Origin of the sequence: Mycolicibacterium insubricum, from assembly GCF_010731615.1 — a bacterium.
Classification (GTDB): domain Bacteria; phylum Actinomycetota; class Actinomycetes; order Mycobacteriales; family Mycobacteriaceae; genus Mycobacterium; species Mycobacterium insubricum.
Genome location: NZ_AP022618.1, coordinates 63,688 through 82,369 on the forward strand (window position 1 = coordinate 63,688; position 18,682 = coordinate 82,369).

Sequence of the window (18,682 nt, forward strand, 5' to 3'; positions counted from 1 at the left end):
GGTGGCAGGTATCGCGCCACCCCAGCAAATTGCCCGGACTGCCCCGCTACGTCCGCCCGTCAAAAGAGCCTCCAATGACTCACGGGTGCTGGCTGGAGACCGAGATGACCTCTCCGGTCAGATAACTCGCGTAGTCGCTGGCCAGGAACGCAATGGTGGCCGCGACCTCCCACGGTTCGGCAGCCCGGCCGAATGCCTCACCGCCGGCCAGCCGGTCCAGCAGGTCGGCCGAACTCACCTTCTCCAGGAACTTGTGACGTGCGATGCTCGGAGAGACCGCGTTGATCCGCACTCCGTGCTCGACGGCCTCGATCGCGCTGCATCGGGTCAGCGCCATCACGCCGGCCTTGGCCGCCGCGTAGTGCGACTGGGAATGCTGGGCCCGCCAACCGAGCACGCTGGCGTTGTTGACGATCGCCCCGCCGTGGCCCGCATCGCGGAAGTACCGCAGCGCCGCGCGGGTGGCCCGCATGACCGAGGTGAGCGATACGTTGAGCACGCGGTCCCACTCGTCGTCGGTCATGTCGATCACCGGGGTCTCCCCGCCCAGTCCGGCATTGTTGACAAGTACGTCGATACGACCCATCGATTCGGCCGCCCCCGCGATCAGCGCGTCGACCGCCGCCGTCGAAGTGACATCGCAGACAATGGCTTCCACCCGGCCCAGGCCCAGCGCGGCCAGTTCGTCGCGGGTTTCGGCGAGGCGCCGCTCGTGATGGTCGGAGACCACGACGTCGGCCCCCTCGGCCAGAGCCCGCCGGGCTGTTGCCGAGCCGATGCCGGTGCCCGCGGCGGCGGTCACCACCACGACCTTGCCGGCCAACAGGCCGTGGCCGTCGATTTCCTTCGGTGCGACCGTCAGATCCATGCTCAGCCTTTCACTTCCCGGGGCAGGCCGAGCACGCGCTCGGCGAGAATGTTGCGCTGGATCTCGTTGGATCCGCCGTAGATGGTGTCCGAGCGGGAGAACAGGTACAACCGTTGCCATTCGTTGAAGTCCGGGGATGCACCACCCTCGAGCACCAGTCCCGGCTTGCCGAGCACATCCATCGCCAACTCACCGAGACCGCGATGCCAGTTGGCCCACAGCAGTTTTGACACGTTGTCCTGCCCGGGCCGCTCGTTGTCCATGGTGGCCATGGCGTAGGCGCGCATGCCGCGCAGCCCCACCCAGGCCCGGGTGAGCCGCTCCCGGGTCAGCGGGTCGTCGATCGTCCCGTTCTCGCGGGCCAGTTCGACGATCCCGGAAAGTTCACGCGCGTAACGGATCTGCTGACCGAGGGTGGAGACACCGCGTTCGAAGGTCAGGGTGCCCATCGCCACCCGCCATCCGTCGCCGGGTTCCCCGACGACCAGGCTAGCGTCGGTGCGCGCATTGTCGAAGAAGACCTCGTTGAACTCCGAGTCGCCGGTCAGCTGCACGATCGGCCGGACGTCGACACCCGGCTGATCCAGCGGTACCAGCAGGTAGGACAGACCGGCGTGCCGCTTGGAGCCCTTTTCGCTGCGGGCCACCACGAAGCACCACTGCGCCCAGTGCGCCAGCGAGGTCCACACCTTCTGCCCGTTGATCACCCAGGAGTCGCCGTCGAGCTCGGCGGTGGTCGCGACGTTGGCCAGATCGCTGCCCGCACCCGGTTCGGAGTAGCCCTGGCACCACAGTTCGGTGACGTCGAGGATGCGCGGCAGAAAACGCTCCTGGTGGGCGGGGGTGCCGAAGGCGATCAGCGTGGGACCGAGCAGTTCCTCACCGAAGTGGTTGACCTTGTCCGGGGCGTTGGCGTGGGCGTACTCCTCGTAGAACGCGACGCGGTGCGCGACGGTCAGCCCGCGGCCGCCGTGCTCGACCGGCCAGCCCAGGCAGGTCAGCCCCGCCGCCGCCAGATGCCGGTTCCAGGCCAGTCGTTCCTCGAATGCCTCGTGTTCACGCCCTGGGCCGCCGAGGCCCTTCAGCTGCGCGAATTCACCGACGAGGTTGTCGGCGAGCCACTCGCGGACCTCTGCCCGGAACTCCTGGACCCCAATCACCCTTGTAGGCTAACCTACCAAGCACTTGCTTTGTTAGCGGTATGACGGCAAGGACACCCGAGGAGCACCGATGACGACCGTCGCGCAGACGACGCCCGCGGCGCTCGACCTCGTCGCCCGGGACCGCCCCGACCAGCTCGCAATCATCAGCGACGACCGGACGCTCACCTTCGCCGACGTGCGCGACGAGGTACGCCGGGCCGCCGCCGCGATGATCGGCCTCGGCCTCGGAGCGGGCGACCGGGTCGGCATCTGGTCACCCAACAGCTGGCACTGGGTGATCGCCGCACTGGCCACGCATTGGGCCGGCGGGATCGTCGTACCGCTGAACACCCGCTACACCGCCGCCGAGGCCACCGACATCTTGGCCCGGGTCGACGCGCCACTGCTGATCACCGCCGGGACGTTCCTCGGCGCCGACCGCTCGGCCGCACTCGACCGGTCCGAACTGCCGGAGCTGCGCCACATCGTCCGCATCCCCGTCGAGGCGAACGACGGCGACTGGGATGCCTTCGTGGCGCGCGGCAGCGACCCGGCGTTGCTGGCCGCTGCCGACGCCCGCGCCGCCGCGATCCGTCCCGAGGACCCGTCGGACATCCTGTTCACCTCGGGCACCACCGGCCGTAGCAAGGGCGTGGTGTGCGCGCACCGCCAGTCGCTGTCCGGCGCGGCGGCCTGGGCGGCTTGCGGACAGATGACCGGCGCCGACCGCTACCTGTGTATCAACCCGTTCTTCCACAACTTCGGTTACAAGGCGGGCATCCTGGCCTGTCTGCAGACCGGGGCGGCACTGATTCCGCAGCTGACCTTTGAGCCGGAGGCCGCGATGGCCGCGGTGGCCCGGCACCGGGTGACGGTGCTGCCCGGCCCGCCGACCATCTACCAGATGCTGCTGGATCACCCCCGCCGCGGCGACCACGATCTGTCCTCGCTGCGCTTCGCGGTGACCGGGGCGGCCACGGTTCCGGTGGTGCTGATCGAACGCATGCAGACCGAGCTCGACATCGACATCGTGCTGACGGCCTACGGCCTGACCGAGGCCTCCGGGTTCGGCACCATGTGCCGGGCCGACGACGACGCCGTCACCGTCGCCACCACCTGCGGGCGGCCGATCGCCGGGTTCGAGCTGCGCATCGACGCGCCCGCCGGCGCCGGCGAGGTTCTGCTGCGGGGGCCGTGTGTGATGCTGGGGTATCTCGACGATCCCGACGCCACTGCGGCCGCCATCGACGCCGACGGCTGGCTACACACCGGTGACATCGGAACCGTGGACGCCGCAGGCAATCTCACCATCACCGACCGGCTCAAGGACATGTACATCAGCGGCGGGTTCAACGTGTACCCGGCCGAGGTGGAACAGGTGCTGGCCCGGCTGCCCGGTGTCGCCGAGGTGGCGGTGATCGGGGTGCCGGACGAACGGCTCGGCGAAATCGGCAAGGCGTTCGTCGTGACGCTGCCGGGCGCCGAGCTGGATGAGGCGGCCGTCGTCGCGCACGCCCGGGCGAACCTGGCCAACTTCAAGACTCCGCGGACGGTGGAGTTCCTCGACACCCTGCCCCGCAATCCGGGCGGCAAGGTCGTCAAACCACTGCTGAGGGAAAGGGCCTGATGGACCTCGCATTCGACGAAGAGACCGAGAACTTCCGCACCGAGGTGCGCGAGTTCCTGGCCGCGCACCGCGACGACTTCCCCACCGAGTCCTACGACACCGCAGCGGGATTCGAGCAGCATCGACGCTGGGACAAGATCCTCTACGAGGCCGGGCTGTCGGTGATCTCCTGGCCCGCCGAGTACGGCGGCCGCGACGCCACGCTGCTGCAGTGGGTGGTCTACGAGGAGGAATACTTCGCCGCCGGCGCGCCCGGCCGGGCATCGGCCAACGGCACCTCCATGCTGGCGCCGACCCTGTTCGCCCATGGCACCCCCGAGCAACTGCGCCGGGTGCTGCCGAAAATGGCCAGCGGCGAGGAGATCTGGGCCCAGGCGTGGTCGGAACCCGAGTCCGGCAGCGACCTGGCCTCGCTGCGGTCCACCGCTACCAAGGTCGACGGGGGCTGGAAACTCAACGGCCAGAAGATCTGGAGTTCGCGGGCCCCGTTCGGTGAGCGGGGGTTCGGGCTGTTCCGGTCCGACCCGACCGCGCAGCGTCACCACGGGCTGACCTATTTCATGTTCGACCTGCACGCACGGGGCATCACCGTGCGGCCGATCCATCAGCTCGGCGGCGAGACCGGGTTCGGGGAGATCTTCCTCGACGACGTGTTCGTGCCCGACGAAGACGTGATCGGCGAACCCCACCAGGGCTGGCGCGCGGCGATGAGCACGTCCAGCAACGAGCGCGGCATGTCGCTGCGCAGCCCGGCGCGGTTCACCTCTGCCGCCGATCGGCTGGTGGAATTGTGGAAGTCCCAGCCGGACGGCCACATCCGCGACATCTTCACCGACCGGGTGGCCGACGCCTGGATCAAGGCGCAGGCCTACCGGTTGCAGACCTTCGGGACCCTCACCCGGCTGGCCGGCGGCGGTGAGCTCGGCGCGGAGTCGTCGGTCACCAAGGTGTTCTGGTCGCAGCTCGACGTGGACATCCACCAGACCGCGCTGGACCTGCGCGGCCCGGACGCCGAGCTGGCCGGCCCGTGGACCGACGGTTACCTGTTCGCCCTGGGCGGACCGATCTATGCCGGTACCAACGAGATTCAGCGCAATATCATCGCCGAGCGGCTGCTCGGTCTACCGCGGGAGCCCAAATGATGCGCCATCCTGGTTGCGCGACAAAACAAGCCGAGCGACTGCTCGGCCTTCCGCGGGAGCCCAAAGCATGAACTTCGAGCTGGATGAGCAGCAACGGGATTTCGCGGCCAGCATCGACGCCGCACTGGGCGCCGCCGACGTCCCGTCGGCCGTGCGGGCCGCCGGCGACGGTGACATCGCACCGATGGCCGCGGTGTGGTCGACACTGACCGACCTTGGAGTTCCGGCCCTGATGGTGGCCGAGGAGTACGACGGGATCGGCGCGCACCCGGTCGACCTGGCGGTGGCCTGCGAGCGACTGGGCTATTGGTGTGTGCCCGGGCCGGTGGCCGAATCCATCGCTGTGGCACCGATTTTGCTGGCGAAAGACGAGCGCAGCACAGCGCTGGCCGCCGGTGAACTGATCGTCACCGCCGCGATCGCCCCCGATCAGCCGCGCGCGGTCAACGCGGACTTCGCGGGTCTGACCCTGGTCGGCGCCGACGGGCGGGTCGGCGAGGCCGCCGTCGGCGAGCGGCACGCCTCGGTGGATCCGTCCCGCGCGCTGTTCGACGTCACCCCCGCCGGGAAGGACTGGTCGGCCGACACCGAGCGGGCGGCCGCATTCGGCGCGCTGGCCACCTCGGCCTGCCTGATCGGTGCGGCCCAGGCCATGCTGGACACCTCGGTCGCCTACGCCAAGCAGCGCAGCCAGTTCGGCCGGGTGATCGGCTCCTACCAGGCGATCAAGCACAAGCTCGCCGATATCCACATCGCCGTCGAGTTGGCCCGCCCGCTGGTCTACGGAGCCGCGTTGGCCCTGGCCGACGATGCCACCACCACCCGTCGGGATGTTTCGGCGGCCAAGACCGCGGCCGCGGACGCCGGACTGCTGGCGGCCCGCAACTCGTTGCAGACCCACGGGGCGATCGGCTTCACCCAGGAGCACGACCTGTCCCTGCTGTTGCTGCGGACCCAGGCGCTGCGCGCCGCCTGGGGCGATCCGACCCTGCACCGGCGCCGCGTATTGGAGGAACTGGCCGACCATGAGTGAAGAACGCGCCCTGCTGATTCAGACCGTGCGTGACCTGGTCGGCAAACATGCCGGCCCGGAGGCGGTGCGGGCGGCGATGGCCTCACCGAAGGGCTACGACGAGCGACTGTGGCAGCTGCTGTGCGAGCAGGTCGGCGCGGCGGCCCTGGTGGTGCCGGAGGATCTCGGTGGCGCCGGCGGCGCCCTGGCCGACGCCGCGGCGGTGTTGACCGAACTCGGTCGCAATCTCGTCCCCACCCCGCTGCTGGGTTCCACGCTGGCCGAGTTGGCGTTGCTGGCCGGTCAACCGGTGGACGCCGATGCCCGGGAGAAACTGGAGGCCCTGGCCGCCGGGGAGTCGATCGGCGCGGTGGTCTTCGACCCGGAGTACGTGGTCAACGGGGACATCGCCGACGTGGTGATCGGCGCCGACTCCGGTGTGCTGACCCGGTGGGTGGACTTCGAGGCGACTGCGCAGCCGACGATGGACGCCACCCGCCCGTTGGCGAAGCTGCGGGCGATCCAGACGACGGCGTTGGGCGCCGATCCCGGGCTGGGCGATCTTGCGCGGCTGCTGGTGGCCGCCGAGGCGGTCGGTGCCGCCACCCGCTGTTTGGAGCTGACCGTCGAATACACCAAGGAGCGGGTGCAGTTCGGCCGGCCGATCGGTAGCTTCCAGGCACTCAAGCACCGGATGGCCGATCTGTACGTGCTGGTGCAGACCGCCGGGGCGGTGGTCGACAGCTGCCTGGATGACCCGAGTGCCGAGTCCGCGGCGCTGGCGTTCGTCACCGCGACGGAGGCGTTCTCGGCGGTGGCCGCCGAGGCCATTCAGCTGCACGGCGGGATCGCGATCACCGCCGAATGCGATATCCAGCTGTATTTCAAACGTGCGCACGCCAATTCGCAGCTGTTCGGTACCGTCGGTGCCGCGTTGGCGCAGCTGGAACCGGTCGCCCTGACGACCGCGTAGCCTGAGTCGGTGAAGACCGCACTGCGCGCGGGGATCCCGCCGTTTCACGTGATGGACGTCTGGTTGGCGGCCGCGGAGCGTCAGTGCACCCACGGCGACCTGGTCAACCTGTCGGCCGGCCAGCCCAGCGCCGGTGCGCCCGAACCGGTTCGCGCGGCAGCGGCGGCCGCGATCACCGCGAACGAACTCGGATACACCGTGGCCCTGGGCATTCCGGAGTTGCGCGCGGCGATCGCCGGGTCCTACCGGCGGTACGGGCTGAGTGTGGACGCCGAGGACGTGGTGGTCACCACCGGTTCCTCCGGTGGGTTTCTGCTGGCGTTCCTGGCCTGCTTCGATGCCGGTGACCGGGTGGCGTTCGCCAGCCCGGGCTACCCCTGCTACCGCAACATCCTGTCCGCGCTCGGTGTCGAGGTGGTGGAACTGCCCTGCGGCCCGCAGACCCGGTTCCAGCCGACGGTGGCGATGCTGGAGGCAGCGGGTCGGCTGGACGGCGTGATCGTCGCCAGCCCGGCCAATCCCACCGGCACCGTCATCGCGCCGGCCGAGCTGGCCGCGATCGCCGCCTGGTGCGACGCCAACGACGTCCGGTTGATCAGCGACGAGGTGTACCACGGCCTGGTGTACGACGGCGCCCCGGCGACCAGCTGCGCCTGGGAGACCTCGCGCAGTGCCGTGGTGGCCAACAGTTTCTCCAAGTACTTCGCGATGACCGGCTGGCGCCTCGGCTGGCTGCTGGTGCCCGAGGAGTTGCGCCGGGCGGTGGACTGCCTGACCGGCAACTTCACCATCTGCCCGCCGGTGCTGTCGCAGATCGCCGCGGTCGCCGCGTTCACCCCGGAGGCGATCGCCGAGGCCGACGGCCACCTGCGGCACTACGGCGCGAACCGGGAGCGGTTGTTGACCGGGCTGCGGGAGATCGGCATCGACAGGATCGCCCCGCCCGACGGCGCGTTCTACGTGTACGCCGACGTATCCGCCTTCACCGACGACAGCATGGCCTTCGGCGCCCGATTGCTGGCCGAGACCGGCCTGGCCGTGGCCCCGGGCATCGACTTCGACACCCGCAACGGCAATCGCTTCATCCGGCTGTCGTTCGCCGGGCCGGCCGCCGATATCGACGAGGCGCTGCGCCGCCTGGGCCCCTGGCTCCCCTGAACCCGTACCGATTCGGGGTCAGCGGGTCGCGGCGTCGGCGCGGTCCAGGTCGTGCAGGTCGATCCCGGCGGTCTCCCGGGCGAAGGCCAGTGCGATCAGGGTGACGACGCACGCGCCGGCGAGATAGATCGCGATCGGCACCGAAGAACCGAAGTCCGCCAGCAGCTTGACGGCGATGATCGGGGCCAGCGATCCGGCGACGATCGCGGTCACCTGGTAGCCCAGTGACACACCCGAATAGCGCATCCGGGTCGGGAACATCTCGGCCATCAGCGCCGGCTGCGGGGCGTACATCAGCGCGTGGAACAGCAGACCGATGACGACGGCGGCGGTGATCACCGCGTAGTTGCCGCTGTCCATCATCGGGAAGGCGAAGAAGCCCCATGTCGCGGTCAGCACCGCCCCGGCGAAGTACACCGGCCTACGGCCGATCCGATCGGATGCCCGTCCCACCAACGGGATTGCGATGAAATGCGCGGCGTGGGCGACCAACAGGTACCAGAGAATCGACCCGGTGGCGACCCCGGCGTGCAGCTTGAGATAGGTGATCGAGAAGGTGACCACCAGGTAGTACATGATGTTCTCCGCGAACCGCATGCCCATGGCGGTGAACACCCCGCGCGGGTAGCGGCGGATCACCTCGACGATGCCCAGTGAGGAGCGGGCCAACTGCTCGGCCTCCCGTTGGGCGGCCAGGTAGATGGGCGCGTCGGTGACCTTGGTGCGGATGTAGTAGCCGATCAGCACCACCACCGCCGACAGCCAGAACGCCACCCGCCAGCCCCACGACAGAAACGCCGACTCCGACAGCACACCGGTCAGCACCAGCAGTACGACGGTGGCCAGCATGTTGCCGACGGGCACCCCGGCCTGGGGCCAACTCGCCCAGAATCCGCGGGCCCGGTTCGGGCTGTGCTCGGCGACCAGCAGCACCGCGCCACCCCACTCGCCGCCGACCGCGAAGCCCTGCACGAATCGCAGCACCACCAGCAGCGCCGGAGCCCAATAGCCGATCTGGCCGAAGGTCGGCAGACAACCCATGCCGAACGTGGCGACGCCGACCAGCAGCAGCGAGAACTGCAGCAGGTTCTTGCGGCCGTACCGGTCGCCGAAGTGGCCGAAGACCACCCCGCCGAGCGGGCGGGCGAAGAACCCGACGGCGTAGGTGACGAACGCGGCGAGCACGGCGTCCAGGTCGCTGCCGGTCTGCGGAAAGAACACCTTGGCGAACACCAGCGTCGCGGCGGTGCCGTAGAGGAAGAACTCGTACCACTCCACGACGGTGCCGGCCATGGAGGCGACGACGACGCGACGCAGCCCGGTTGGTTCGTTCGGCGCGGTCATCTCCGAGGCTCCTTCGGGGTGCGGGCGCCGCGACGGCGCCCGTGTCTGTTCCTACCGTGCGAACAGGTTATCCACAGGGACTATCCACAATGTGGATGAGTTACACGGTTGTTATTCACAGACCGTCCGTGCGGGTCAGAGCCAGGTGTCCTCGGTGGTCGCGGTCAGGAAGGCGTCCAGGTCGTTGCGCCAGTCGGCCGGGGTGTTCTTGTCCGGCTCGATTCCGGTGTATTGGCCGCGGTAGAACAGCAGCGGCCGCGGGGGCACCTTCGGCGCCTCCGACAGCGACTCGACCGCACCGAACACTACGAAGTGGTCCCCGCCGTCGTGCACGCTGTGCACCCGGCACTCGATGTGCGCCGGGCCGCCGGTCAGCACCGGGGAGCCCAGCACGCCCGGCCTCCAGTCGACGCCGGCGAATTTGTCCGGCTCGCGCGAGCCGAACCGCGCCGAGACGTGCTGCTGGTCCTCGCCGAGGATGTTCACGCAGAAGTGCCCGCTGGCCTCGATCGCCGCCCAGGACCGGGACACCTTCGTCGGGCAGAACAGCACCAGCGGCGGGTCGAGTGACAACGCGGCGAACGACTGGCAGGCGAAACCGACCGGCTGCCCGTCGTGCACGGTGGTGATGATGGTGATCCCGGTGCAGAACTGGCCGAGCACGTCACGGAAGACGCGCGGGTCCAATGCGGGCCCGCCGGGTTCACCACTCACTTGAAGCCGACGGAGAAGTCGTGACCCCACAGGCTGACGCCGACGCTCTCCCGGGCGATCCAGTCCTCGTCGTCGACTTCCAGTCCCTCACAACCGAATTCCATATCGAACCCGCCCGGGGTCTTCATGTAGAAGGACAGCATCTTGTCGTTGATGTGCCGGCCGAGGGTGGCGGCCATCTTCACCTGGCGGCGCGCCGCGCGATCCATGCACAGTCCGACGTCGTCGGAGTTCTCCACCTCGACCATCAGGTGCACGATGCCGGTGGGGTTGGGCATCGGCATGAACGCCAGCGCGTGGTGGCGCGGGTTGCAGCCGTAGAACCGCAGCCAGATCGGATCACCGTCGGCGGGCCGGCCGGCGAGCTGCGGGGGCAGCCGCATCGAGTCACGCAGCCGGAAGCCGAGCACATCCTGGTAGAACGCCTGGGCGGCGATGTCGTCGTCACAGGTCAGCACCACGTGCCCGAGGCCCTGCTCACCGGTGACGAACTTGTGGCCGTACGGGCTGACGAACCTGCGGCCCAGATACTGCGCGCCGTAGAACGCCTCCAGCGTGTTGCCGGCCGGGTCGGAGAACCGGATCATCCCCTCGACGCGGCGTTCGGCCAGTTCGTCCCGGGTGCCGTCGACCCATTCGACGCCGGCTGCGGTCAGCCGGCCGCGCAGTTCGTCGAGGTCGGCGGCGCAGGCGACCTCCCACCCGGCGACCAGCAGCCGGTCGCGGTCGCCCGGCACGATGACCAGCCGCGCGGCGAAATCGTCCATCCGCAGGTACAGCGCGTCGGGGTTGGCACCGTCGCCCTCCACCATGCCGAGCACCTTGGTGCCGAACACCCGCCACTCGGCGACGTCGGTGGCCTCGATGCGCATGTAGCCCAGCGCCTTGATCGTCATCGCGCTACCCCTATCCGGCCAGGAAATCGATGGTCAGCTTGTTGAACTCGTCGAATTTCTCCACCTGCGCCCAGTGCCCGCACTGCCCGAACACGTGCAGTTGCACCCGCGGAATCTGTTTGACGGCGACCAGGGCACCGTCGAGCGGGTTGACCCGGTCCTCCCGGCCCCAGATCAGCAGCACCGGCTGGCGCAGTTTGTACACCTCGCGCCACATCATGCCGAGTTCGAAATCCGGTCCGGCGAACGAGCGGCCCATGGCCCGGGCCGCGGCCAGCGATTCGGGCTGGCTGGCGATGGCGAAGCGCTCGTCGATCAGTTCCTCGGTGACCAGCTTCTGGTCGAACACCATGATCCGCAGGAAGCGTTCCATGTTCTCGCGCGTCGGGTCGGCGGTGAAGCGGCCGAGCAGCTTGACCCCCTCGGTGGGGTCCGGCGCGAACAGGTTGACCGACAGCCCGCCGGGGCCCATCAGCACCAGCTTGCCGGCCCGGTCCGGGTGATCCAGCGCGAACCGCACCGCGGTACCGCCGCCGAGTGAGTTGCCCAGCAACGGGATTCGGCCTTGAAGGCCCAGCTCGTCGAACAGGCCCAGCAGCGCGGTGGCGCTGTAGCGGTTGTACTGCTCGTGCTCGGCGAGCTTGTCCGAATGGCCGTAACCGGGCTGGTCGACGGCGAGTACGTGGAAGTGCTCGGCGAGTACCGCGACGTTGCGGCCGAAGTTCGACCAGCTCGACGCGCCGGGCCCGCCGCCGTGCAGCAGCACGATGGTCTGGGCGTCGGGGTCACCGGCCTCGTGATAGTGCAGCCGCAGGTCCCGGTCGCCGGCCCGGACCTGGGCGTAGCGGGAGGTGGATTCGAAGGTGATCGCGTCGGCTGTGCTCACGTTTTAGACCATCGTGTCCTGGGCCGGCAGGCCGAAGGCCTCGTTGCCGAAGATCAGGTACGCCCGCTCCGGGTCGTTGGCGGCGTGCACCCGTCCGGCGTGCGCGTCGCGCCAGAACCGTTGCACCGGAGCGTCGACCGACAGCGCGGTGGCGCCGGACGCCTCGAACAGCCGGTCGATGGACGCGATGGCCCGGCCGGTGGCGCGGACCTGGTCGCGGCGCGCGGTGGCCCGCAGCTCGAACGGAATCTCCTGGCCGGCCGCCAGCAGCGCGTACTCGTCGGCGACGTTGCCGATCAGTTGCCGCCAGGCCGCGTCGATGTCGGAGGCCGCCTCGGCGATGCGGATCTTGGCGAACGGGTCGTCCTTGGCCTTCTCACCGGCGTAGGCCGCGCGGATCCGCTTGCCCTGGTGCTCGACATGGGCGTCGTAGGCACCGTAGGCCATGCCGACGATCGGCGTGGAGATGGTGGTGGGATGGATTGTGCCCCACGGCATCTTGTAGACCGGCGCGGTGTTGTTGACCAGTCCGCCGGCGGTGTGGTCGTTCATCGACTTGTAGGACAGGAAGCGGTGCCGCGGCACGAACACGTCCTTGACGACGACGGTGTTGGACCCGGTGCCCTTGAGGCCGACCACGTGCCACACGTCATCGATGCGGTACTCGGTGCGCGGGATGAGGAAGCTGCCGAAGTCGACGGGGCGGCCGTCCTTGATCACCGGCCCGCCCAGGAACGCCCAGCTGGCGTGATCGCAGCCCGAGGACCAGTTCCACGAGCCGTTGACGATGTAGCCGTCGCCGGTCTCGGTCACCACACCGGCGCCCATCGGGGCGTACGACGACGAGATCCGGGTGCTCGCGTCGTCGCCCCACACCTCGTCCTGAGCGGCCTGGTCGAACTGCGCGAGGTGCCAGTTGTGGATGCCGAGGATGCCGGCCACCCAACCGGTGGAGCCGCAGGCGCTGGCCAGCCGGCGCACGGCTTCGTAGAAGACGGTGGGGTCGCACTCCATGCCGCCCCACTGCGACGGCTGGATCAGCTTGAAGAATCCGACCTCGTCGAGAGCCTTGATGTTCTCGTCGGGCAGCCGGCGCAGATCCTCGGTGACCTGGGCGCGTTCGCGGAGCTGCGGCAGCAACTCATCGATGCCGGCCAGCACCGCCTGCACATCACGCTGTTCAATGGACGTCACTGCTACCTCCCGTGGCTGCGTTCCGCGCCCGTTACACCGACGCCGACCAGAAAAGACTAGAACACGTTACGATTTGTGTCGAGTGGCGCTGCCTGCAAAGCCTGGACCTGCGAAGCGGCATTTCTATAACATGTTCTAGTTCAGTAGACAGTTAGGGCCTGACGTGACAGATGAGCCGCTCGGCACACATGTGCTGCAGTTGGAGATCGCCGACGTCGTCACCGAGACCGACGACGCGCGCACTCTGGTGTTCCGGGTTCCCGACGGTGCCGATGATCCCGGCATCCCGGCCGAGCGACTGGCGTACTCCCCCGGCCAGTTCCTCACCCTGCGCATTCCCAGCGACCGGACCGGGTCGGTGGCCCGCTGCTATTCGCTGTGCAGCTCGCCGCACACCGACGACGCGCTGGCGGTCACCGTCAAACGGACCGCCGGCGGGTACGCGTCGAACTGGCTGTGCGACCACGCCCATCCCGGGATGCGCATGCACGTGCTGGCACCGTCGGGCACCTTCGTACCCAAGACGCTGGACACCGACCTGTTGCTGCTGGCCGCCGGCAGCGGCATCACCCCGATGCTGGCGATCTGCAAATCCGCACTGGCCACTGGCGCCGGGCAGGTCACCCTGATCTACGCCAACCGCGACGAGCGGTCGGTGATCTTCGCCGAGACGCTGCGCGAACTGACCGCGAAGTACCCGGACCGGCTCACCGTGCTGCACTGGCTGGAGTCGGTGCAGGGCCTGCCCACCGCCGCCGCGCTGGGCCGCCTCGCCGCGCCGTTCACCGCCCGCCCGGCCTACATCTGCGGTCCCGGACCGTTCATGGCGGCGGTCACCGAGGCGCTGGCCGGCCTCGGGATGCCCGACGAGCGGGTGCACCTCGAGGTGTTCAAATCGCTGGACTCCGACCCGTTCGCCCAGGTCACCATCGAGCAGTCGGACGACGACGAGCCGCCGGCCGTCGTTACCGTCACCCTGGACGGCGCCACCCGAGAGCTCAGCTGGCCGCGCAATGCGACCCTGCTCGACGTGCTGCTGAGCCAGGGCATGGACCCGCCGTTTTCCTGCCGCGAGGGCCACTGCGGGGCGTGCGCGGTGCTGTGCACCGCCGGCGAGGTCCACATGGACGTCAACGACGTGCTGGAACCCTCCGATCTCGACGAGGGCCTGATCCTGGGCTGTCAGGCCAAGCCGGTATCGAATTCGGTCGAAGTCACCTACGACGAGTAGCGAGCGCATAGCTTTGATCCCCATGAACCGGAGTTTGGCCGCGGTCGGCGCGGCGGGTTTGCTGGCCGCGGGGCTGGCCCAGGCTCCCAGCGCGCTCGCGGCCAGCAACACGGCCGTGCGCTCGGTGCCGGTCGACGACGCCACGTCGGTCGAGATCCACGTGACCGCCAACTGCGTTCAGGCCGACGGCCGCTGCTACTTCAACACCTCGGCGAACCTGCTCGGCCCCGACGGCGTCACCGGGTTCCCCGACGGCACCTGGGCCCGCCAGACCGTCACCCTGCGCAGCAACGACCGCAATGTCTGGCAGGCGTCCGAGTACAGCGCACCCGCCGGGATGCCCCGGGAGACCAAGGGATCCGATCACGACGGCGTGCTGTCCAAGCAGTACAAGGCGCTGACCAACGTGGAGATCTCGGCGACCTACTTCGGCGGCGGGGCCCCCGAGCGGTTCGCCATCGAGGGCACCTCGGTGCCGACGGACTGGACCAGCGGCCAGCCGGCGTTCGGCCCGGTGTTCATCGCCTGCTCGGTCATCCAAGTCACCATGGGCCCCGTCACCGTCAGCACCCCGACGGCCTGCGCGCAGACGAAGTTCAGTTAGCGCGGGAGACCAAGCAACCTCTCTCCGGCAACCGTCAGGAGGATCTGCTCGGTGCCGCCGGCGATGGTCAGGCAGCGGGTGTTCAGGAAGTACCGGGTCTCCGGGTTGTCGACCAGCCCGCCACCGGCGGTGGTCTCCATCACCTGCTCGGCCAGCTGCTGGCGATACCGCACGCCGATCAGCTTGCGCACACTGGACTGCGCACCGGGGTCGCGGCCACCCATGGCCAACTCGGCGATCCGCTGGTCCAGCAGCGACCCGGTCAGGCCCTCGACGATCAGCGCGCCGAGCCGTTCGGCGGCCGCCGAGTCCAATTCGGCACCGGCGGAGAAGGCCAGTAGTTCCTCCATGCCCTTGTCCACCCCGCCCATGGCGACCCGCTCGTTGGCCAGGGTGGTGCGGGCCAGCGGCCAGCCGCCGTCGACCGGGCCGATCACCAGGTCGTCGGGGACGAAGACACCGTCGAGGAACACCTCGTTGAACAGTGCCTCGCCGGTCATCTCGCGCAACGGCCGGATGTCGATGCCCGGACTGGCCATGTCGATGACGAAATACGTGATGCCCTTGTGCTTGGGCACATCCGGGTTGGTGCGGGCCAGGCACACACCCCAGTTCGACCGGTGCGCGTTGGACGTCCACACCTTCTGCCCGGTGAGCTTCCAGCCGCCGTCGACGCGCTCGGCCTTGGTGCGCAACGACGCCAAGTCGCTGCCCGCACCCGGCTCGGAGAACAGCTGACACCAGTACACGCTGCCGTCCAGGGTGCCGGGGATGAAGCGGGCGACCTGCTCGGGTGTGCCGTGTTCCAGGATGGTCGGCGCCGCCCACCAGCCGATCGAGATGTCCGGCCGCTCCACACCGGCGGCGGCCAGCTCCTGGTCGATCAGCAACTGCAGGGCCGGTGATGCTTCCCGGCCGTAGGGGGCGGGCCAGTGCGGTGCCTGCAGACCCGTCTCGGCCAACCGACGCTGGCGCGCCTCGGCGGGCAGCGCGGCGATGTCGGCGATCTCGGCGGCGATCCCGGCCCGCTGTTCCTCGACCGCACGCAGATCCACGCCGAGCCGGCGCCGGATACCCGACACCGCCAGATCAGCGTTGCGCCGCAACCACTTCGGCCGTCCACCCAGTAGTTGCCCGATGCCGTAGGCGCGGCGGAAGTACAGGTGCGCGTCGTGCTCCCAGGTGAAGCCGATGCCGCCGAGCACCTGAATGGCGTCCTTGGCGTTGCCGATCGCGGAGCCGATCCCGGCCGCAGCGGCAGCCGCGGCCGCTACCGAAAGCTGCTGCGCGTCATCGGCATCGGCGGCGCGGGCGGCGTCGGCGGCGGTGACCTCGGCCTGCTCGGCGCGGATCAGCATCTGGGCACAGATGTGCTTGACCGCTTGAAAACTGCCGATCGGCCGGCCGAACTGCTCGCGCACCTTGGCGTAGTCGACGGCGGTGTCGCACGCCCAGCGCGCGACACCGGCCGCCTCCGCGGCGAACAGGGTGGCGGCCAGGTCCTCGACGCGCCGCGTCGGGACGTCCAGGACACGGGCCGCCGCGGATTCCAACCGGATCCGGGCCAGCGGCCGGGAGAAGTCGTTGGCCGCCAACGGTTCCACCGCCACTCCGGGCGCGCAGGCGTCGATGAGCAGCCAGCCGGCCTCCGACGGCAACAGCAGCAGCCCGGATGCGTCGGCGCCGACGACGTGGTCGGCGGTGCCGGTGGCCCGCCCGTCGGCGACCTCGATGTCGGCGGACAGTGCGAGCCCCGCGGTGCGGCGCCCCTCGGCCAGTTCTGCCAGTAGGTCGTCGTCGTCGATGATCAGACCGGCCAGCGCGGTGGACAGCACCGGTCCGGGCAGCAGCGCCCGGGCGGCCTCGGAGATCATGGCGCACAGATCGGCGATGCTGCCGCCCGCACCGCCGCCGGTCTCCGGGATCGCCACGCCGAACAGGCCCAGCTCTGCGAGCCCAGCAAATACCGACCGCCAGGCGTCGGGGTCGCCCTGCTCGACGGCGCGGATCGCCTCGATGGCCCCACAGCCGGCCGACCAGTCACGCACGAGTTCGCGTGCGGCCAGGTGTTCGTCGATAATGGTTGCTGGCACCGCGGACACCACGGCCTCCTCGTTGGGCGGGACAAAGCACTCCGTAGCCTACTAGAACGTGTTCTAATATCCGTACGGAGCAGGCAGAAGGGAGGCACGCCAGACATGTCCACACCCACCCAGGACCCCACCGCGGCACCGGTCGCCACGCGTCCAGACGTGGCCCCCGTGCCGGTGCTCTCCGACTCCGAACTCGGCTCCGACGCGCAGCGCGAACGGCGCAAGCGCATCCTGGACGCCACCCTGGCCATCGCCTCCAAGGGCGGGTACGAGGCCGTGCAGATGCGCGCGGTGGCCGACCGGGCGGACGTGGCCGTCGGCACGCTGTACCGCTACTTCCCGTCGAAGGTGCACCTGCTGGTCTCGGCGCTGGGCCGCGAGTTCGCCCGCATCGACGCCAAGACGGACCGGGCCACGATGACCGGCGGCACCGCGTTCGCCCGGTTGAACTCGATGATCGGCCGGCTCAACCGGGCCATGCAGCGCAACCCGCTGCTGACCGAGGCGATGACCCGCGCGTACGTGTTCGCCGACGCGTCCGCCGCCGGTGAGGTTGATCACGTAGAGAAGATCATCGACTCGATGTTTGCCCGTTCGATGGCCGACGGCGAACCCACCGAGGACCACTATCACATCGCCCGGGTGATTTCCGATGTGTGGCTGTCGAATCTGCTGGCCTGGCTGACCCGACGGGCTTCGGCCACCGATGTGAGCAAACGACTCGACCTGGCCGTGCGGCTGCTCATCGGCGACGAGGAAAACCCGCGGATCCAGTGAGCCGGATCCCGTCCGCACTCACCGCGGCGCTGCGGGGGGCGGCGGTCGCACCGCGCATCCTGGTGGCCTCGGACTTCGACGGCACCCTGTCGCACCTCGTCGACCATCCGCCCGACGCCCGGCCCGTCGACGGCGCGGTCACCGCGCTGGGCGCACTGGCCGACGTACCCGGCGTGACGGTCGCCCTGATCTCCGGACGCGCGCTGGAAAGCCTGCGCGCGGTCGCCGGCGTCGGGCCACCGGTGCGACTGATCGGCAGTCACGGCGCCGAGGACGAGGACGGCTTCGGTTCGGCGGTCGACACCGCGCTGCGGGACCGGATCATCGCCGCCCTCAACGAGATTGCCACCGGCCAGTCGGGGGTGACCGTGGAGCCCAAGCCGGCCGGTGCGGCGCTGCACGTCCGCAACGCCGCGCCGGAGGTGGGCGCCGCGGCTCTCGAACGGGCCCGCACCGCCGGCGACGGCTGGAATGCGCGGGTCACCGAAGGCAAGGCGGTGCTGGAGTTTTCGGTGGTGCACACCGACAAGGGCAGTGCCATCGACAAGTTGCGCAGCTCCACCGGCGCCGATGCCGTGGTGTTCCTCGGCGACGACGTCACCGACGAGACCGTCTTCGCGGTCCTGGGTCCGGCCGACATCGGCGTCAAGATCGGCGACGGGCCCAGTCGCGCGGAGTTCCGGATCGAGTCACCCGAGGATGCCGTCGTGATGCTGGAATTCCTGCGTGCGGCCCGGGTTGACCAGCTCCTGTAACCAAAGTCGGTTGTTGCCGCACGAGTAGTCCTTTCCCCGGTGGCCTCATGGACGCACGGACGTGCGTTCGGCGATGTCTAGCCGTCGGCCATCGGGAGTGCACTGGGCGATGGTTTCCGCATCGGGAGTGCACTGGGCGCGGCGTTTTGGCCCGAATCAGAGGTTTCCAGCGAGCTCAATGCACTCCCGATCCGGAATCTACGGCTGAACGCACTGTCGACGCCCGAAACCACGCTCACCGCACTCCCGAACACGCAGACCTGCGC

At 69.3% G+C, this 18,682-nt stretch carries 17 protein-coding genes; 9 read left to right on the forward strand and 8 right to left on the reverse strand.

Going from position 1 to position 18,682, the window contains the following annotated elements:
• Positions 1 to 79 precede the first annotated feature (79 nt).
• Both ipdF and ipdE1 read right to left on the reverse strand, forming a co-directional pair.
• Entirely contained in the window at positions 80 to 868 is a 789-nt protein-coding gene (gene ipdF / locus G6N16_RS00280) for a (5R,7aS)-5-hydroxy-7a-methyl-1-oxo-2,3,5,6,7,7a-hexahydro-1H-indene-carboxyl-CoA reductase (protein WP_083032222.1), read from the reverse strand.
• A gap of 2 nt (positions 869 to 870) precedes the next feature.
• Positions 871 to 2,028 carry an acyl-CoA dehydrogenase IpdE1 gene (ipdE1, locus tag G6N16_RS00285; protein ID WP_083032220.1) on the reverse strand — a complete coding sequence of 386 codons (1,158 nt, stop codon included), beginning with the start codon at positions 2,026 to 2,028 and terminating at the stop codon, positions 871 to 873.
• Positions 2,029 to 2,098: 70 nt separating this feature from the next.
• On the opposite strand from ipdE1, the gene fadD3 reads away from it, so the two are divergent.
• From fadD3 to G6N16_RS00310, 5 genes are all read left to right on the forward strand, one after another.
• Entirely contained in the window at positions 2,099 to 3,637 is a 1,539-nt protein-coding gene (fadD3, locus tag G6N16_RS00290; protein ID WP_083032219.1) for a 3-((3aS,4S,7aS)-7a-methyl-1,5-dioxo-octahydro-1H-inden-4-yl)propanoate--CoA ligase FadD3, read from the forward strand.
• Positions 3,637 to 4,779, forward strand: a complete 1,143-nt coding sequence (locus G6N16_RS00295; protein ID WP_083032217.1) for an acyl-CoA dehydrogenase family protein — start codon at positions 3,637 to 3,639, stop codon at positions 4,777 to 4,779. Before fadD3 ends, G6N16_RS00295 begins: the two co-directional genes overlap by 1 nt.
• Positions 4,780 to 4,846: 67 nt before the next feature.
• Complete coding sequence (locus G6N16_RS00300; protein WP_083032216.1) at positions 4,847 to 5,812, forward strand: acyl-CoA dehydrogenase family protein; 966 nt, start codon at positions 4,847 to 4,849, stop codon at positions 5,810 to 5,812.
• Complete coding sequence (ipdE2, locus tag G6N16_RS00305) at positions 5,805 to 6,764, forward strand: acyl-CoA dehydrogenase IpdE2 (protein WP_083032214.1); 960 nt, start codon at positions 5,805 to 5,807, stop codon at positions 6,762 to 6,764. Before G6N16_RS00300 ends, ipdE2 begins: the two co-directional genes overlap by 8 nt.
• Positions 6,765 to 6,815: 51 nt before the next feature.
• Complete coding sequence (locus G6N16_RS00310; RefSeq protein WP_083032228.1) at positions 6,816 to 7,922, forward strand: pyridoxal phosphate-dependent aminotransferase; 1,107 nt, start codon at positions 6,816 to 6,818, stop codon at positions 7,920 to 7,922.
• An 18-nt stretch (positions 7,923 to 7,940) separates the two neighbouring features.
• Here G6N16_RS00310 and G6N16_RS00315 read toward each other — a convergent pair whose 3' ends face one another.
• The 5 genes from G6N16_RS00315 to hsaA all read right to left on the reverse strand — a co-directional run bounded on the left by G6N16_RS00315 (position 7,941) and on the right by hsaA (position 12,956).
• On the reverse strand, positions 7,941 to 9,266 hold the full coding sequence (locus tag G6N16_RS00315) for an MFS transporter (protein WP_083032212.1): 1,326 nt from the start codon (positions 9,264 to 9,266) through the stop codon (positions 7,941 to 7,943).
• Positions 9,267 to 9,401: 135 nt separating this feature from the next.
• On the reverse strand, positions 9,402 to 9,980 hold the full coding sequence (gene hsaB / locus G6N16_RS00320) for a 3-hydroxy-9,10-secoandrosta-1,3,5(10)-triene-9,17-dione monooxygenase reductase subunit (protein WP_083032211.1): 579 nt from the start codon (positions 9,978 to 9,980) through the stop codon (positions 9,402 to 9,404).
• Positions 9,977 to 10,876, reverse strand: coding sequence for an iron-dependent extradiol dioxygenase HsaC (gene hsaC / locus G6N16_RS00325; protein ID WP_083032209.1), 900 nt, complete (start codon positions 10,874 to 10,876; stop codon positions 9,977 to 9,979). The genes hsaB and hsaC overlap by 4 nt, the downstream gene beginning before the upstream one ends.
• Positions 10,877 to 10,886: 10 nt before the next feature.
• Positions 10,887 to 11,762, reverse strand: a complete 876-nt coding sequence (hsaD, locus tag G6N16_RS00330) for a 4,5:9,10-diseco-3-hydroxy-5,9,17-trioxoandrosta-1(10),2-diene-4-oate hydrolase (protein WP_083032207.1) — start codon at positions 11,760 to 11,762, stop codon at positions 10,887 to 10,889.
• Positions 11,763 to 11,765: 3 nt separating this feature from the next.
• Positions 11,766 to 12,956: a 3-hydroxy-9,10-secoandrosta-1,3,5(10)-triene-9,17-dione monooxygenase oxygenase subunit gene (hsaA, locus tag G6N16_RS00335; RefSeq protein WP_083032205.1), complete on the reverse strand. Its 1,191-nt coding sequence runs from the start codon at positions 12,954 to 12,956 to the stop codon at positions 11,766 to 11,768.
• A 163-nt stretch (positions 12,957 to 13,119) separates the two neighbouring features.
• Here hsaA and G6N16_RS00340 point away from each other — a divergent pair, with 163 nt between their 5' ends.
• Together G6N16_RS00340 and G6N16_RS00345 are read left to right on the forward strand one after the other, a co-directional pair.
• Positions 13,120 to 14,187 carry a ferredoxin--NADP reductase gene (locus tag G6N16_RS00340; protein ID WP_083032203.1) on the forward strand — a complete coding sequence of 356 codons (1,068 nt, stop codon included), beginning with the start codon at positions 13,120 to 13,122 and terminating at the stop codon, positions 14,185 to 14,187.
• Between the two features lie 22 nt (positions 14,188 to 14,209).
• Positions 14,210 to 14,791 carry a hypothetical protein gene (locus G6N16_RS00345; protein ID WP_083032202.1) on the forward strand — a complete coding sequence of 194 codons (582 nt, stop codon included), beginning with the start codon at positions 14,210 to 14,212 and terminating at the stop codon, positions 14,789 to 14,791.
• Here the strand turns inward: G6N16_RS00345 and G6N16_RS00350 are convergent.
• On the reverse strand, positions 14,788 to 16,884 hold the full coding sequence (locus G6N16_RS00350) for an acyl-CoA dehydrogenase family protein (RefSeq protein WP_083032227.1): 2,097 nt from the start codon (positions 16,882 to 16,884) through the stop codon (positions 14,788 to 14,790). The genes G6N16_RS00345 and G6N16_RS00350 overlap by 4 nt on opposite strands.
• A 105-nt stretch (positions 16,885 to 16,989) precedes the next feature.
• Here G6N16_RS00350 and kstR point away from each other — a divergent pair, with 105 nt between their 5' ends.
• Together kstR and otsB are read left to right on the forward strand one after the other, a co-directional pair.
• Positions 16,990 to 17,661, forward strand: coding sequence for a cholesterol catabolism transcriptional regulator KstR (gene kstR / locus G6N16_RS00355; protein WP_083032200.1), 672 nt, complete (start codon positions 16,990 to 16,992; stop codon positions 17,659 to 17,661).
• A complete protein-coding gene (gene otsB, locus G6N16_RS00360; RefSeq protein ID WP_234805934.1) occupies positions 17,658 to 18,416 on the forward strand; it encodes a trehalose-phosphatase in 759 nt (252 codons plus the stop codon). The genes kstR and otsB overlap by 4 nt, the downstream gene beginning before the upstream one ends.
• Positions 18,417 to 18,682 lie beyond the last annotated feature (266 nt).

Excerpts from the sequence above, each read along its gene's own strand:
- ipdF (WP_083032222.1), bottom strand. The coding sequence starts at position 868 with ATGGATCTGACGGTCGCACCGAAGGAAATCGACGGCCACGGCCTGTTG.
- fadD3 (WP_083032219.1), top strand. The coding sequence starts at position 2,099 with ATGACGACCGTCGCGCAGACGACGCCCGCGGCGCTCGACCTCGTCGCC.
- G6N16_RS00295 (WP_083032217.1), top strand. The coding sequence starts at position 3,637 with ATGGACCTCGCATTCGACGAAGAGACCGAGAACTTCCGCACCGAGGTG.
- G6N16_RS00300 (WP_083032216.1), top strand. The coding sequence starts at position 4,847 with ATGAACTTCGAGCTGGATGAGCAGCAACGGGATTTCGCGGCCAGCATC.
- ipdE2 (WP_083032214.1), top strand. The coding sequence starts at position 5,805 with ATGAGTGAAGAACGCGCCCTGCTGATTCAGACCGTGCGTGACCTGGTC.
- G6N16_RS00310 (WP_083032228.1), top strand. The coding sequence starts at position 6,816 with ATGGACGTCTGGTTGGCGGCCGCGGAGCGTCAGTGCACCCACGGCGAC.
- G6N16_RS00315 (WP_083032212.1), bottom strand. The coding sequence starts at position 9,266 with ATGACCGCGCCGAACGAACCAACCGGGCTGCGTCGCGTCGTCGTCGCC.
- hsaC (WP_083032209.1), bottom strand. The coding sequence starts at position 10,876 with ATGACGATCAAGGCGCTGGGCTACATGCGCATCGAGGCCACCGACGTC.
- G6N16_RS00345 (WP_083032202.1), top strand. The coding sequence starts at position 14,210 with ATGAACCGGAGTTTGGCCGCGGTCGGCGCGGCGGGTTTGCTGGCCGCG.
- kstR (WP_083032200.1), top strand. The coding sequence starts at position 16,990 with ATGTCCACACCCACCCAGGACCCCACCGCGGCACCGGTCGCCACGCGT.